Source organism: Streptomyces albus subsp. albus (genome assembly GCF_000725885.1).
Classification (GTDB): Bacteria; Actinomycetota; Actinomycetes; order Streptomycetales; family Streptomycetaceae; genus Streptomyces; species Streptomyces albus.
Genome location: NZ_JODR01000053.1, coordinates 1 through 13,382, shown reverse-complemented (window position 1 = coordinate 13,382; position 13,382 = coordinate 1). Strand labels below are relative to the sequence as shown.

General features: G+C 71.3%; 12 protein-coding genes. 6 read left to right on the top strand and 6 right to left on the bottom strand.

Annotation, left to right across the window (positions count from 1 at the left end):
* Nucleotides 1-158: 158 nt before the first annotated feature.
* The 3 genes from IO40_RS0132400 to IO40_RS0132390 all read right to left on the bottom strand — a co-directional run bounded on the left by IO40_RS0132400 (nucleotide 159) and on the right by IO40_RS0132390 (nucleotide 3,071).
* Nucleotides 159-452, bottom strand: coding sequence for a hypothetical protein (locus tag IO40_RS0132400; protein ID WP_031176655.1), 294 nt, complete (start codon nucleotides 450-452; stop codon nucleotides 159-161).
* A 99-nt stretch (nucleotides 453-551) separates the two neighbouring features.
* Nucleotides 552-1,814 carry a helix-turn-helix domain-containing protein gene (locus IO40_RS0132395; protein ID WP_031032647.1) on the bottom strand — a complete coding sequence of 421 codons (1,263 nt, stop codon included), beginning with the start codon at nucleotides 1,812-1,814 and terminating at the stop codon, nucleotides 552-554.
* A 480-nt stretch (nucleotides 1,815-2,294) separates the two neighbouring features.
* Entirely contained in the window at nucleotides 2,295-3,071 is a 777-nt protein-coding gene (locus tag IO40_RS0132390) for an alpha/beta fold hydrolase (RefSeq protein WP_016468613.1), read from the bottom strand.
* A 113-nt stretch (nucleotides 3,072-3,184) separates the two neighbouring features.
* Between IO40_RS0132390 and IO40_RS0132385 the strand changes: the two genes are divergently transcribed.
* Nucleotides 3,185-4,012 carry a helix-turn-helix domain-containing protein gene (locus IO40_RS0132385; protein WP_031176654.1) on the top strand — a complete coding sequence of 276 codons (828 nt, stop codon included), beginning with the start codon at nucleotides 3,185-3,187 and terminating at the stop codon, nucleotides 4,010-4,012.
* Nucleotides 4,013-4,428: 416 nt separating this feature from the next.
* On the opposite strand, the gene IO40_RS0132380 is transcribed toward IO40_RS0132385, so the two are convergent.
* Complete coding sequence (locus IO40_RS0132380) at nucleotides 4,429-5,232, bottom strand: SDR family NAD(P)-dependent oxidoreductase (protein ID WP_016468615.1); 804 nt, start codon at nucleotides 5,230-5,232, stop codon at nucleotides 4,429-4,431.
* An 81-nt stretch (nucleotides 5,233-5,313) separates the two neighbouring features.
* On the opposite strand from IO40_RS0132380, the gene IO40_RS0132375 reads away from it, so the two are divergent.
* The gene (locus IO40_RS0132375; protein ID WP_031176652.1) at nucleotides 5,314-5,901 is read left to right on the top strand and encodes a TetR/AcrR family transcriptional regulator; all 588 of its coding nucleotides are present in this window, start codon (nucleotides 5,314-5,316) and stop codon (nucleotides 5,899-5,901) included.
* Between the two features lie 236 nt (nucleotides 5,902-6,137).
* Here the strand turns inward: IO40_RS0132375 and IO40_RS0132370 are convergent, their stop codons facing one another.
* Nucleotides 6,138-6,914: an SDR family NAD(P)-dependent oxidoreductase gene (locus IO40_RS0132370; RefSeq protein WP_016468617.1), complete on the bottom strand. Its 777-nt coding sequence runs from the start codon at nucleotides 6,912-6,914 to the stop codon at nucleotides 6,138-6,140.
* Between the two features lies 1 nt (nucleotide 6,915).
* Nucleotides 6,916-7,761, bottom strand: a complete 846-nt coding sequence (locus tag IO40_RS0132365) for an SDR family oxidoreductase (protein ID WP_031176651.1) — start codon at nucleotides 7,759-7,761, stop codon at nucleotides 6,916-6,918.
* Between the two features lie 105 nt (nucleotides 7,762-7,866).
* Between IO40_RS0132365 and IO40_RS0132360 the strand changes: the two genes are divergently transcribed.
* The 4 genes from IO40_RS0132360 to IO40_RS0132345 all read left to right on the top strand — a co-directional run.
* The gene (locus IO40_RS0132360; protein WP_016468619.1) at nucleotides 7,867-8,460 is read left to right on the top strand and encodes a TetR/AcrR family transcriptional regulator; all 594 of its coding nucleotides are present in this window, start codon (nucleotides 7,867-7,869) and stop codon (nucleotides 8,458-8,460) included.
* Nucleotides 8,461-8,846: 386 nt separating this feature from the next.
* A complete protein-coding gene (locus IO40_RS0132355; RefSeq protein ID WP_016468620.1) occupies nucleotides 8,847-9,494 on the top strand; it encodes a LuxR C-terminal-related transcriptional regulator in 648 nt (215 codons plus the stop codon).
* 88 nt (nucleotides 9,495-9,582) lie between these two features.
* On the top strand, nucleotides 9,583-12,777 hold the full coding sequence (locus IO40_RS0132350; RefSeq protein WP_016468621.1) for an alpha-N-acetylglucosaminidase: 3,195 nt from the start codon (nucleotides 9,583-9,585) through the stop codon (nucleotides 12,775-12,777).
* 45 nt (nucleotides 12,778-12,822) lie between these two features.
* The coding region (locus IO40_RS0132345; protein ID WP_033230385.1) for a sensor domain-containing protein at nucleotides 12,823-13,382 on the top strand (560 nt) is incomplete at its 3' end.

Below are 13,382 nucleotides of genomic sequence, written 5' to 3'. Positions count from 1 at the left end.
GCGGGATCAGGCTTTGTCACGGCCCCGCTCCTTCGTGCAGCGCGGGCACCGGCACGGCGGGCACGGCACCCACACCGGAGGTGACCCCTCGCCCTTCACAGTGCGTTCGCGTGTCCACGTAAGGCCCGAGTCGCGGGAGACGCGGATCGTCATACGGCTCACGATCGGGTACCCCCGCGCAACTGCCGGTAGAGCGCGTCCCGTTCCCGCTGGATAGCGCGCACCTGGGCATCGTAGGCGGCACGCTCCTCCTCGGTGGCCGACCGCATGTCGCCGGGAGCGGCGGTCCACGCGTAACCGGTGGGGGTGATCAACTGGACGGTTCCGTCGCGGTGTTCTCGCAGGACCCGGCCCACCCACGGCGGTTCGGGCGGCGCCTGCTGCGCGGTACTCTCATCGGCCCGGTACGCGCCGCGCTCATGACGTGTGATGCCTTTCTGTACAGCGTCCATGACGACCCCTCGTGGCGTAAGTGATCAGGCAGTCACTGACCGTAGGAGCCGTGGCGCACGAGAGGGGGCACAGAATGTGCCCCCTCTGCACGGGTGATGTCAGGCAGCCAGCAAGCCGATCTTCACGGCGAGTTCGGAGGCGCGACGCCGTCGCTCCGGGCTCTTCGCCTCGGTCTCCTCCAGGACGATCCGGCGGGCGTAGCCGTTGTAGCGGATCGTTTCGGGCGCGGCCTCGAACGCCTTGTCCAGAGTGGCCAGCGCCGCTTCCGGTTGCCCGTCCAGCTGGTAGCCGCGAGCCTCCTCGATACGGTGCCGGGACCGCCGAGGCCGGGAGGGAATGGCCGTCGCATCCGCCGCCGCGGCCTGTCGCACGCTTTCCCCGCCCGCATGCAGCTCCACGGCCACCGTGACTGCGTGCGCGCCCATGATGGCCTGCGAGAAGGAGGTCACCGGGTGGTAGTAGTCCGCAGGCAGTCGCCTTGCCTTCGCCCGCGCTTTGTCCCACCAGCCCCATGCGGACCCCGCGTCTCCCCGGCGTGCCGCCGTGTACCCGGCTTCGAACTCCAAAGCACCCACGATGGCCAGTACGTCGTCGGTGGCGTCCTGCAGGCGCGGGGCGAGGTATTCCAGTGTCGCCATGGTCACGTCGTCCGCCGCATCGAAGTGGGCAGGTCCCGAGTCGCGGTGGGCCTGGGCCGCGAGCCAGGCGGCGACGCCGATCGCGTGCGCGTCTTCGGACTCCTGGGCGGCGACCATGCTCCGCTCGGCAATCCGCCACAGAAGTGAGGCGGCGGGCTGGTAGGCGACGAAGAACTGGGTCAGCGAGTACACCTCGGACAGGACGGCCTGTGCTGCGCGCCGGTCGGCAGCGGACTCCGCCTGCCGGACCGACAGCTGCGCGTCCTGGATCAGACCCGGCAGCAGTTGGCCCAGCACCTCACGGTGGTTCCGCGCCTGATGCCGGGCGGCCCAGGCCCGCGCCAACCGGGCGGCCACGTGCTCGCGCGGTGGGGCCTCCCGGTCACGGTAGCCGACCGGGTACGCGTTCACCGCAGCAGCAACCGCCGGCAACCGCGGGTGCCCCGGGCCGGTGAACAGGGTCACGTCCGCTGCTGCCATGCTCTGGTCGCCCGTCAGGTCCGACAGGGACCGCACGCGAAGCACCTCGGCGATGCGCAGGATCATGGGCAGTTTCGGAGTCCGGAGCCTTCCGCTCTCAATCTGCTTGACCCAGCTGGGCGACATGCCGAGAAGCCCGGCGAGCACGGTGCGGGTCATACCGCGGCGCTCGCGGAGAATCTGCATCCGTTGACCGAACACCAGCGGCTCGGCGTAGGGGTCGGGGGTACCTTCGTCGGACACGGCCTTGCCCCTCTCTGCGCAGCTGGTCGCTGTCAGCATATGGGCCCAGGCCGTGACGCCGCCTCCCTGCGGGGGGCGAAGTTCCCGGGATGCGACCGCAGTCAGGCGGTGCACGGTGGTGGCACGGCTGCACAAGTCGTCGTCCACCCGGAAGCGAGAGGCCCCCAGATCGGCGTGTCCTCATGGGTGGCGATGTGTGCGTCCCAGCGGTGGGCGGTCCGGGCTCAGCGGTTCGGGTTGCGGCCCGACATTCTCAGCCAGCCATGACGGCGGCACGGGATCTCCCCCGTGAGTGGTGTGCATCGTCTCGGCATGGCGGGGCTGTGAGGGCGACTTGTCACCCCGGCCGCAGCAAGCCGGCCCGGCGGAGTGCGTATCAGCGCGGAAGGGCCGGGACTCGGTCCCGCGCTGTCATGCGGCGGAGAGTGCCGCGGGTGGTGGTGGCGGCGGACGAAGTCGAGGTTCAAGCCGGGCAGACGGTCAGACTGCCGGTACGAAGGCCGTGATCGCGTCGACGAGTTCGGCCGGAGCTTCCAGTGGGATCAGGTGACCAGTTTTCGGAATCACCGTGAAGTCGGCTCCGGAGAGGTAGGGCACCAGGTTGTTGACGAGCACGTCGACGGGTTCGACACGGTCGTTCTCCCCGGCGACGACGAGGGCGGGGACGCCGATCATGCGGGTGTGCTCGCGGATGTCCTCCGCGATGCCGCGCAGCGGCCACTCGGTGCGGGCGGCGTCGGAGCCGGCCCGCGAGTCGGTCGCGATCTGTGACTTGACCGATTCGGGCAGCTCGGTCGCGGTGAGGATGTGATCCCGTGCGGCGGCGACGGACTCGTCGGAGTCGTAGGCGTGGGAAAGGCCCTCCCGGTACTCGGGAGTGATCTGTGCGGCCGGCTTCGCCGGAGCGGGGCCGACGAGGATGATTCCACGGAGTCCGGCGGGCCGGGTCGCCGCTACGAGCTGTGCGACCTTGCCGCCCATGGAGTGTCCGACGAGGACGTAGTCGGTGACGCCCGCGTCGGCGATCACGGCGAGTGTGTCGTTTGCGAGTTGTCGGAGGGTGCAGGGGCCGGCCAGGTTGTTCGAGCGGCCCCACCCGCGGAAGTCGGCAGTGAGCATGTCGCGTCCCGCGAGGCGGTCGACGACGAGGTCCCAGGTGCGGGCGGAGCCGCCCCAGTAGTGCAGGAACACCAGGGTCGGTCCGGTCCCCCGCCGGTGGTCGTAAGCGGGCAGTGGCGGTTGTTGCGTCGTGTTCATCGTGACTCTCCCGGCCAAGGGTTCTGAGGCGGTTGTCCTGTGTGTCCACCGTAGCTGTTCCGCCGTGCCGGGGCATCGGCACGACTGGTCGCCTGATGGTGAAAACTGGACAGGTGACCGTGATCCGACAGATGACCTACCAGCCCGTCGGGCGCCGTGCCGCCACTGTCGAGACCATGACGTTCGACCGCCTCCGCGAGCTGAACGACGGCGGGACACAGCGTGCCGACTTCCACGTCCTCGCCCTCGTCGATGCCGGGCACGGAGCCGTCACGGTGGACTTCCTCCGGCACCCGCTCCAGGAGCGGTCCGCGGTGTGGGTCGCTCCTGGGGCCGTGCACCGGTGGGACGACATCGCCGGTGTGGCCGGGCACCTCGTGCTGTTCGTGCCGACCGCGCCGGTCACCCACGCCACCCGGGAGCTCGTCGCGTCCCCGGACCTGGTCGCGCACTGGCGCATTCCCGACGCGGACCGGCCGTTCGTCGACGCCGCGCGCGACCATCTCCTCCTCGAAGCATCCGCCCCGCCCGGGGATGTCCCGGCGGAGCTGCCCGAGATCCTGCTCTCCGCGCTCATCGCCCGGCTACGGCCGCCCCATGCCGAAGCGCGGTCGGTCAATCCCGTGTTCCGGCTGTTCCGGTCCAGCGTCGACGCGCACTTCCGGGAACATCACGACGTCGGCTACTACGCCCGGACGCTGGGATACGCGCCCCGCACCCTCACAAGAGCGGTGCAGCAGGTCACCGGCCGCAGCGCGAAGGCGTACATCGTCGATCGGATCGTCCTGGAAGCCAAGCGGCTCCTGGCACACGACCGCCTCACCGCAGCCGCCTGCGCCAACGCGCTCGGCTTCCCCGACGCGTCCAACTTCTCGGTGTTCTTCCTGAAGGCGACGGGCATGCGCCCGGGTGCGTGGCGTGCGACGGTGGCCGCCGGGTGAGGGCGGTCAGCTCAGGCATGGTGTGGGAGACGTGCTCGCCGCGGTCCATGCCTGTTCCGCCACCCCGGCGTGGGCGGCCGGGCCCTTGCCGAGGTACCCGGCTGGCTTCTCCGGACGGCGCGGAGACGGCCGGCGACGGGACCCACTCGGGCCGCGGAAGTCCGTTTCTCACGACCACCGTTCCGCCCCGACCGGCGCCACCGCCGGCCGACCCCACGCCCATCCGCGGCAGCCGTGCGGCCTCCGACGGCTCGGCCTCCTGCTCATACAATCCGGCCGCCCGCATCCGTACCGGCTCTCGGCGCCGACGTCCCTCGGGGCCGAGCCGCCCACACCCGTCAGGAACTTCGCGAGACGGACGTGATCAGCATGAGTGCGGGGTCACCACGGTCTTTCCGCCCGCTTTCCGCCCGTCGTCATGCCTCCTGGGCGGTGAGCCGGCCGATGGCGCGGATGACCTGGCGCCGGGTGGCCAGGCGTCGGGCGAGGAAGGCCATCACCCGGTTCATGCGGCCTGCGATGACGCTGGGCGGGGGGTTCCTGCGGTCCAGGGTGGCCAGCGCGGTGCGGACGACGTCGACGGGCGAGGCGAGCTTGGTGCCTCCGGCGGCCTGTGGGGTGCCCACGACGTCGAAGAACTCGGTCCGGGTCGCGCCGGGGGACAGGGCCAGCACGCGCAGACCGGTGCCGCGTGACTCCTCCCACAGGGCCTCGGTGAGGCTGAGCACGAACGCCTTGGTCGCCCCGTAGAGCGCCATGCGCGGGTTGGGCTGGTAGGCGGCCATGCTCGCCACGTTGACCAGTACCCCGCGGCCGGCGGTACGCAGTTGGCCGATGAAGGCCCGGCTGATGTCGGCGACCGCGGTCACATCGACCGCGATCTCCCGGTGCAGCCGGTCCGGGTCGGCCTGGTGGAAAGGGCCGAAGGTGGCGAACCCGGCGTTGTTGACCAGGCTTGTGACGTGCAGGCCGAGCTGGTCCACCTGCTCGGCCAGTGCCTGCCCGGGGTGGTCGGTGGCCAGGTCCATCTCCACCACGTGCGCCTGGATCCGGTGCTGTTCGCGCAGTTCGGTGGCCAGCTTCTCCAGGCGTTCCCGGCGGCGGGCGACCAGCACCAGGTCGGAGCCGCGGGCGGCGAGCTGGCGGGCGAACTCGGCGCCGAGGCCCGCGCTGGCCCCGGTGATGAGGGTGGTCTGGCCCTGGTAGTCGACGGCTGGCATGGGCATCCTCTTTCAGTCGCTGTCTTCCTGGCAGTTAATGCCAAGTAGGCGGTCGCTGTCCAGTGGCGTATCCTGACGTCCATGACGACCTTGTGGGAGCGTTCGCGGCAGGTCGCCGTCCAGGCGATCCTGGACACGGCGGTACGTCTGTTCGCCGAGCAGGGCTACGAGCAGACGACGATCGCGCAGATCGCGCGGGAGGCGGGGATCTCGCAGCGCTCCCTCTTCCGCTACTTCGGAACCAAGGAGGACCTGGTCTGCGGCGACCAGGAGGCGCTGGGCGCGCTGCTGAAACGGACCGTCGAGCAGCAGCCGGCCGAGATATCCGCCTGGGATGCCCTGCGCGCCGGATTCGAGGTCATTCTGACCGCCAACCACTCCCGTGAGCGCGCACTGGAGCTGTCCCGGCTCATCTTCGACACGCCCTCGCTGCACGCCCGCTACATCGAGAAGCGACTGCGCTGGCAGGCCGAACTCGTCCCCGTCGTCCGGGCGCGGCTGGGCGACGGCCCCGGCCGCCCGGCTTCCGACACGCAGGCCAGGGCGATCGTCGCGACGGTCTTCGCCTGCATCGACACGGCCACCGAACTCTGGGCCGAGCATGAGGGACGGACCGACCTGGCAGACCTCTACGAGCAGTGCCTCGCGGCGGTGCGGGACCACGGCTGAGGCCGCATGTCCCCGGCACACGTCCGGGCGGGACCCGACGTCACCGGGCGCTGTCGATCGCAGCGGCCTTGAGCAGGTGGCGAGAGTCTCAAGTGGTGCGCCATGCGCCGGAGGGCCCCACTGAACGCGGTGCAGGTCGCCTCCTCCCAGGGGTCACCTGCCCCCCGGGAGGCGACTGACCGTTCGAGGAGCAAGCTCGGCTGAGAGATCGGCACAGCCTCGGAAACCCGCGCGAGTCAGCGGACGGTGAGGCCGCCGTCCACGGCGAGGACGGTGCCGGTGGTCCACCGGGCCGAGGCCAGATAGGCAGCCGCGGCGGCGACGTCATCGGCAGTGCCCAGGCGCCCCAGGGGGTAGGAGCGCTCGATCTGTTCGTCGTGTGCGGCGCGCTCCTCCGCGGTCATGGGGCCGATGTAGGAGCGTTCGTACTTGGGAGTGCGGACGGCGCCGGGAGCGATGGCGTTGACCCGGACCCCTTCGGGACCGAGTTCACTGGCCAGCGCCCGCGTCATGGAGTTGAGCGCTCCACGGGTGGCGGAGTAGGCGGCCGAAGGACGGCCGGCGACCATTTTGCGGGCCCAGTAGCTGCTGATGTTGATGATGCTTCCCCGGGCGTTCACCAGGGCGGGCAGGAGTTGCCGGCTCAGCAGCAGCGGCACCTGGACGTTGAGGTGCCACATGGTGTTCATCGCGTCGACGGTCGTGTCGGCAAGAGAAGCGAAGTGTGCGGTGCCGACGTTGTTGACGAGGGTGTCGACCCGGTCTGTCAGGTTTCCCACGTGCGCGGCGATCCGGGCGGGGGCATCGGGCGCGGAGAGGTCCGCGGGCACTGTGTGCACGGTGGTGCCGTGCCGGCCGAGTTCCTTGGCCGCGGTCGCGAGCTTGTCGCGGTTGCGGCCGACAAGAACCAGGTCCGCTCCGTCATGGGCGAGGGCACCGGCGATGGCCAGGCCGAGGCCCTCGCTGCCGCCGGTGACGACGGCGAAACGGCTGGTGGTGCGGTGCTCGGACATGTCAGTTCACCTTTGTGTGGTCGGTGGAAGCACTCAGGTCCGCGAACCGGCGCAGCTCTTCGAGTTGGCCGTTGCGGGCGTTCTCGATACCGGCGAGGGCATCGCTGCCCAGCGGAAGGCGCAGCGGCGGGCTCGGCATATCGGCGAGGGCGACGAGGGCCCGGGCCATGCGGGCGGGGTCGCCGACCTGGTCTCCCGCAGCACCGGCGGAGCGCGCCAGCGCTTCGTGCACGGGAAGGTAATCGGGGAGGGCGGCGCCGCCGGACAGCCGGCTCGCCCAGTCGGCGCGGAAGCCGGTGCGAGCTGCTCCGGGCTCCACGATCGTCGTCCGGATGCCCAGCGGGGTGAGCTCGGCGGCCAGTGAGACGCTCAGCCCTTCGAGGGCGTGCTTGCCGGCCGTGTAGGCGCTCATCCCCGGGGCGCCGATCTGGCCTGCCAGCGAGCTGATCTGCAGCACACGGCCCGCCCTTGCCGCGCGCAGGTGCGGCAGAGCGGCGCGCAGGACGTTCACGGCGGCGAAGAAGTTCACTTCGAACTGGGCGCGCAGCTCCGTGTCGTCCAGTTCCTCGAAGGGGCCCGCCAGCGCGTAACCGGCGTTGTTGACGACGATGTCGAGGCGGCTGAATCCGGCGATCGCGTCATCCAGTGCCGGACGCAGCGCACCGGCGTCGGTGATGTCCACGCTCACGGTGCGCAGACACCCGGGAAAGGCGGCGGTCAGCGGTCGCAGCGGCTCGTCGTCACGCGTGACCGCGATAACTCGCTCACCCGAACTCAGAACCTCACCGACCAGGGCCTGCCCCAACCCGCCGGACGCTCCGGTGATCAGCCACACGCGGGATCCCATGCTTCACACCTCTCGCACGAGCCAAATAAACGGACAGGCTTTGTCCGTTTCCATGAGCGTAGAGGAGACGGACAGAAGCTGTCCACTTATGGATACGATGGGGTGATGAACACGAAGCGGTCCGCGGCGGCTCAGGGGGCGGCGACGCCCGTGCGCGCCGACGCCCAGCGCAATGCCGCGCGGGTTCTGGCAGCAGCGCGTCGTGCCGTCGCCTCCGCCGGACTGGACGTGAGCTACCACGAGATCGCGCGGGAGGCCGGCGTCGGTGTGGGCACCGTCTACCGGCGCTTCCCCGAACGCGACCAGCTCATGGCGGCGGTGCTGAGCGACATCCTCACCGAACTGACCGACACCGCACACCGGGCTCTGGACTGCGAGGACGCCTGGGAGGGCTTCTCGTTGCTGTTCACCGGCCTGGCCCTGCGCACCGCTCAGAACGCGGGGCTGTCCGGCTCCCTGGACCAGCACGGCGGACCCGCTGTCGCCCAGCAGCGCAACGAACTGGTCGACCTCACCCGGAGAGTCATCGAACGCGCTCAGGACCAGGGCCGTCTTCGCCGGGATCTGCCCTGGCAGGAAGTGCTGCGGCTGACCGGCGCCCCGGCGGCGCAGGGCTGCGTGCTGGGGCTCGAACCTGATCCCGCACACGGTCACCACTTCGCGCTCACCGTTCTTCTCGACGGTCTGCGGACCGGCTGACACCGGCGGCGTGCCGAAGCTCTCAGGAGCGGATGACCTCGTGCGGGAGCGGACGGCATCGCCGGGCCGATGCCGCGCACCCGCTTTGCGCGCTCCATGCATGCGAGTCTCCCGGTGCCGGGCACACCGGCCCTTTGCCGGTGGCCCGTTGAGCCGGCCCCCGACGTTCCCCTCGCACCGGTTCGCGTCAGGTCCGAGCGGTCTCCGGGTCGTCGGGGAAGAGGGCCTGCCGCGAACGGTCCCCCGCCCCCGCACATCCGAGGTGGCCATCCGCCGGCCGCCCACGTGTGTGCGCACCGATCCGGAGGAGGGCGGGCACCCGCCCGGTAGATTCATAGGGTCTGTGCGCCGTGCGGGGGCAGCCCGCCACACGTTGGGAGCTATCGGTGCGAGTCGTGATCGCGGAGGACCTGTTCCTGCTCAGGGACGGGCTCGTCAGGATGCTGGAGGCGTTCGACTTCGAGATCGCGGCGGCGGTCGACAACGGGCCGGAGCTGAGCCGGGCGCTGCTGGAGCTGGAGCCGGACGTGGCGGTGGTGGACGTGCGGCTGCCGCCGTCGTTCACGGACGAGGGTCTCCAGTGCGCGCTGGAGGCGCGCCGCAAGCGGCCGGGGCTGCCGGTGCTGGTGCTCTCGCAGCACGTGGAGCAGTTGTACGCGCGCGAGCTGCTGGCGGACGGCAACGGCGGGGTGGGGTACCTGCTCAAGGACCGGGTGTTCGACGCGGCGCAGTTCGTGGACGCGGTGCGCCGGGTCTCCGAGGGCGGTACGGCGATGGATCCGCAGGTCATCCAGCAGTTGCTGACGCGGCGTGCGCAGGACGAGCCGATGGGGAACCTGACGGCGCGGGAGCGGGAGGTGATGGAGCTGATGGCGCAGGGCAGGTCGAACGCGGCGATCGCGGCCCAGCTGTTCGTCACCGAGCGGGCGGTCGCCAAGCACACCTCGAACATCTTCGGGAAGCTGGGGCTGCCGCCGTCCGACGACGACAACCGGCGTGTACTCGCCGTGCTCGCGTACCTCGACCGAGGCTGACCGCTTCGTTACCGTGCCTCCCCGTACGTGTCTTTGGTCACATACGGCAGGACATCCCACAGGACACCGTCAGGTGGAGGCACCCCCGATGCACGAGCCGCTCGACGCACGCAGAAGATACGACGAACACCACCCGTCCGCGCTGCCGCAGGCCCGCACCCCGCTGGGCAGACGGGCCGTTCTGGGCACCACCGGGGCGCTGGGCGCGGGCCTCGCCCTCGGCGCCGGGAGCCCGCCGGCCGCGGCGGCCGGGCCCAGCGGCGGCCGGGCCGCGGCCGGCCCGGCGCGGGCCGCGAAGCCGGCGCAGGTGGCGGCGCAGGCGGTGCGGCGGCTGCTGCCCCGGCACGCCGGCCAGTTCACCTTCCAGGAGATCGGCGGGCCCGAACGGTTCAAGGTCACCGGCAGTGCCGGCCGCATCCGGGTGGCGGGCACGGGGCCGGTGGCGATGCTGACGGGCGTGCACTGGTACCTCAAGTACAGCTGTGACGCGCACATCTCCTGGGCCGGCAGCCGGCTGGACCTGCCCGCCACGCTGCCCGCGCCCCGCGCGCAGCACGCGCAGCGGGCCACCGTCCCGCACCGGTTCGCGCTCAACGACACCCACGACGGGTACACCGCCCCGTACGCCGACTGGGAGCACTGGGAGCGGTTCTGCGACGTGCTGGCGCTGCACGGTTTCAACCAGGTGCTGGTCACCGCGGGCCAGGAAGCCGTCTACCACCGGATGCTGCAGGACTTCGGCTACAGTGACGCGGACGCCCGCGCCTGGATCCCCGCCCCCAGCCACCAGCCGTGGTGGCTGCTGCAGAACATGGCCGAGTACGGCGGGCCCGTCTCCCCGGCCCTGCTCAAGCAGCGCACCGTGCTGGGCAGGCGGATCGTGGACCGGCTGCGGGAGCTGGGCATGACACCGGTGCTGCCGGGCTACTTCGGGACCGTGCCCGCGGACTTCGCGAAGCGGAACAAGGGGGCCCGTACCGTTCCGCAGGGCAAGTGGAGCGGGCTGGACCGGCCGCCGTGGCTGGATCCGCGCACCGCGGTGTTCCGCAAGGTGGCCGCGTCGTTCTACCGGCACCAGAAGCAGCTGTTCGGGGACGTCACGCACTTCAAGATGGATCTGCTGCACGAGGGCGGCGACCCGGGGAACGTGCCGGTGCCGCAGGCCGCCCGCGCCGTGGAGAAGGCCCTGCACACCGCGCGGCCCGGCGCCACCTGGGTGATTCTCGGCTGGCAGTCCAATCCCCGCAAGGAGTTGCTGGACGGGCTCGCCGCCAAGGACAAGATGCTCATCGTGGACGGGCTCTCCGATCTGGAGCGGGTCACCGACCGGGAGAAGGACTGGGGCGGGGTGCCGTACGCGTTCGGCACGATCCCGAACTTCGGCGGGCGCACCACGATCGGCGCCAAGACGCACATGTGGGCGGAACGGTTCACCGCCTGGCGGGACAAGGCCGGCAGCAAGCTGGTCGGCACCTGTTACATGCCGGAGGCCACCGGGCGGGACGCGGCGGCGCTGGAGCTGTTCAGCGAGCTGGCCTGGCGCGAGCAGGCCGTGGACCGCGGCAGGTGGTTCGCCGACTACGCGAGGCTGCGGTACGGCGGGAAGGACGCCAAGGCGGCGGAGGCGATGAAGGCGCTGCGGGAGACGGCCTACCGGATCAGCAGCAAGGACGGCCGCCCGCACGACAGCATCTTCGCCGCCCGGCCGAGTCTGACGGCCCGTTCCGGCGCCTACTACGCCACCCACACGCCCGCGTTCGACCTGCCGGCGTTCGACGCCGCGTTCACGGCGCTGCTGGGGGTGGGCCGGAAGCTGCGGGGCAGCGACGCCTACCGTCACGATCTGACGGATGTGGGCCGCCAGGTTCTGGCCAACCGTTCCTGGATGCTGATCGGTCAGCTCCAGGACGCCTACCGCAAGAAGGACTCGGCCACCTTCAAGAAGCTGGCCGCGCTGTGGCTGAAGCTGATGGACCTGGCCGACGAGATGTCCGGCGGTCACACCTCCTTCCTGCTGGGCCCCTGGCTGGCGGCGGCCCGCCGGGCGGGTTCCTCCGCGCAGGAAAGCGCCGCGCTGGAGCGGACCGCGCGGGTGCTGATCACCACGTGGGCCGACCGTGCGACGGCGGACGGCGGTCATCTGGCCAACTACGCCAACCGCGACTGGCACGGCCTCATCCGCGACTTCCACCTCCCGCAGTGGCGTGCCTACCTGGACGACCTCCAGGACGCGCTGGACCAGGGGCGGGCGCCGAAGAAGTTCGACTGGTACGCGCAGGAGGAGCCGTGGACGCGGCGGACGGACGACCATCCGACCCGGCCGGCCGCCGATCCGTACGCCGTCGCCACCCGGGTCCGTGACGTCCTCGCCAAGGCGCCCTTCCAAAGCTCGCTCAAGGCGGTGCCCGAGCCGCGCGCCCTGGGGCCGGGGCAGAGCGGCACGGTGCGGGCGGTCTACCGCAACGAGAACGGGCTGGCCCCGACCGGTGCCGTGGATCTGACGCTGCGCGGACTGGACGGGGCCGAGCCGCAGGACCCCACCTCGCACCGCGCCATAGAGCCCGGCGGCACCGCGACCGTCCGCTGGCGGGTGGCCGCCGGTGAGCGGGCGCTGTCCCGGCCGCTCGACGCGATGGAGTACACGGTCGAGGTGCTCTCCGGACCGGCGGGCCAGGAGAGGGTGACCACCACCCGCTCCGACCGGGTCTTCCGTGCGGGCCCGCTGCCCGCCGGGGTGCGGACGGTGACCACCAACGACGCCGTTTTCGGCCATCTGTCCGGCCGCTGGGCCATCGACGGGGCGGGCGCCGACCTGTGGAAGGGCACCGCCGAGTTCGGTGCCGTCTACCGGGAGCGGGCGCTGGCCGACGGCGGCTCGGTCACCTTGACGGTGGTCTCGCAGGAGGACAGCGGGCCGTGGGCCCGGGCGGGCATCATCGTCCGCAACCGGCTCGCGGAGGCGTCCGCCGGCGGGTTCCTCAACCTGGCCGTCACCCCCGGCAACGGTGTCGTCCTCTCCTACGACAGCGACGGCGACGGCACGCTGGACACCTACCGGCGGATCACCGGTGTGCGGGCGCCCGTCACCCTGCGGCTGTCCCGCTCCGGCGGCTCCTTCCGGGGGGAGCTGTCCACCGACGAGGGCGCGAGCTGGCGTACCGTCGCAACCGTCGAGGTACCGGGCGCGTCAGCACAGCAGGACGCGGGTGCGTTCATGACGGCGACCAACGGCGGCGGCGACGTCCGCGCGCTGGCCGAGTTCGCCGGCTGGGAGACGCGCTAGGCACCGCGCGACGAGGGGCGGGAGAAGGGCGGAGGGACACAGGACGTGGCCGACGACAGACCGCGTGCGGCGGTGCAGACCCACGAGCTGATGCTGGCGTCGGTGCGGGGCCCGGCGCTGGCCGTCGTCACCCTGCCGCTGTCGATCCTGCTGTTCACCCTGTCCCTCGTCGCGATCGTGCTGCTGCCGGTCGGCATCGGCGTGGTGGCGCTGCCGCCGGTGCAGCACGCCCTGCGCCGCTATGCCAACCAGCGGCGCAGGCTGGTGCGTGCGTGGGGCGGGCTGGAGGTGCCCGAGCCGTACCGGCCGTGGCCGCGCCGGCTGAGCGGCGGCGTGGTCGGCCAGGTGGAGCGGTGCGTGCTGCTGCTGAAGGACCCGGCGACCTGGCGGGACATCGCCTGGCTGCCGGTGGACATGACGGCCGGGTTCGTCACCGCGTTCCTGCCGCCGCTGCTGCCGCTCAACCACCAGCTCACCAAGCGGATGCTGGAACCCACCCGGGAGATGCTGCTGGCGCGGCGGGTGGAGCAGTTGTACGAGACGCGGCACGATGCGGTGGATTCGTCGGCGGCGGAGTTGCGGCGGATCGAGCGGGATCTGCATGA

What these genes read in the sequence shown, in the direction of transcription:
- IO40_RS0132400 (WP_031176655.1), bottom strand. Translation starts at nt 452, where the DNA reads ATGGACGCTGTACAGAAAGGCATCACACGTCATGAGCGCGGCGCGTAC.
- IO40_RS0132370 (WP_016468617.1), bottom strand. Translation starts at nt 6,914, where the DNA reads ATGTCCGAGCACCGCACCACCAGCCGTTTCGCCGTCGTCACCGGCGGC.
- IO40_RS0132365 (WP_031176651.1), bottom strand. Translation starts at nt 7,761, where the DNA reads ATGGGATCCCGCGTGTGGCTGATCACCGGAGCGTCCGGCGGGTTGGGG.
- IO40_RS0132350 (WP_016468621.1), top strand. Translation starts at nt 9,583, where the DNA reads ATGCACGAGCCGCTCGACGCACGCAGAAGATACGACGAACACCACCCG.
- IO40_RS0132360 (WP_016468619.1), top strand. Translation starts at nt 7,867, where the DNA reads ATGAACACGAAGCGGTCCGCGGCGGCTCAGGGGGCGGCGACGCCCGTG.
- IO40_RS0132390 (WP_016468613.1), bottom strand. Translation starts at nt 3,071, where the DNA reads ATGAACACGACGCAACAACCGCCACTGCCCGCTTACGACCACCGGCGG.
- IO40_RS0132380 (WP_016468615.1), bottom strand. Translation starts at nt 5,232, where the DNA reads ATGCCAGCCGTCGACTACCAGGGCCAGACCACCCTCATCACCGGGGCC.
- IO40_RS0132375 (WP_031176652.1), top strand. Translation starts at nt 5,314, where the DNA reads ATGACGACCTTGTGGGAGCGTTCGCGGCAGGTCGCCGTCCAGGCGATC.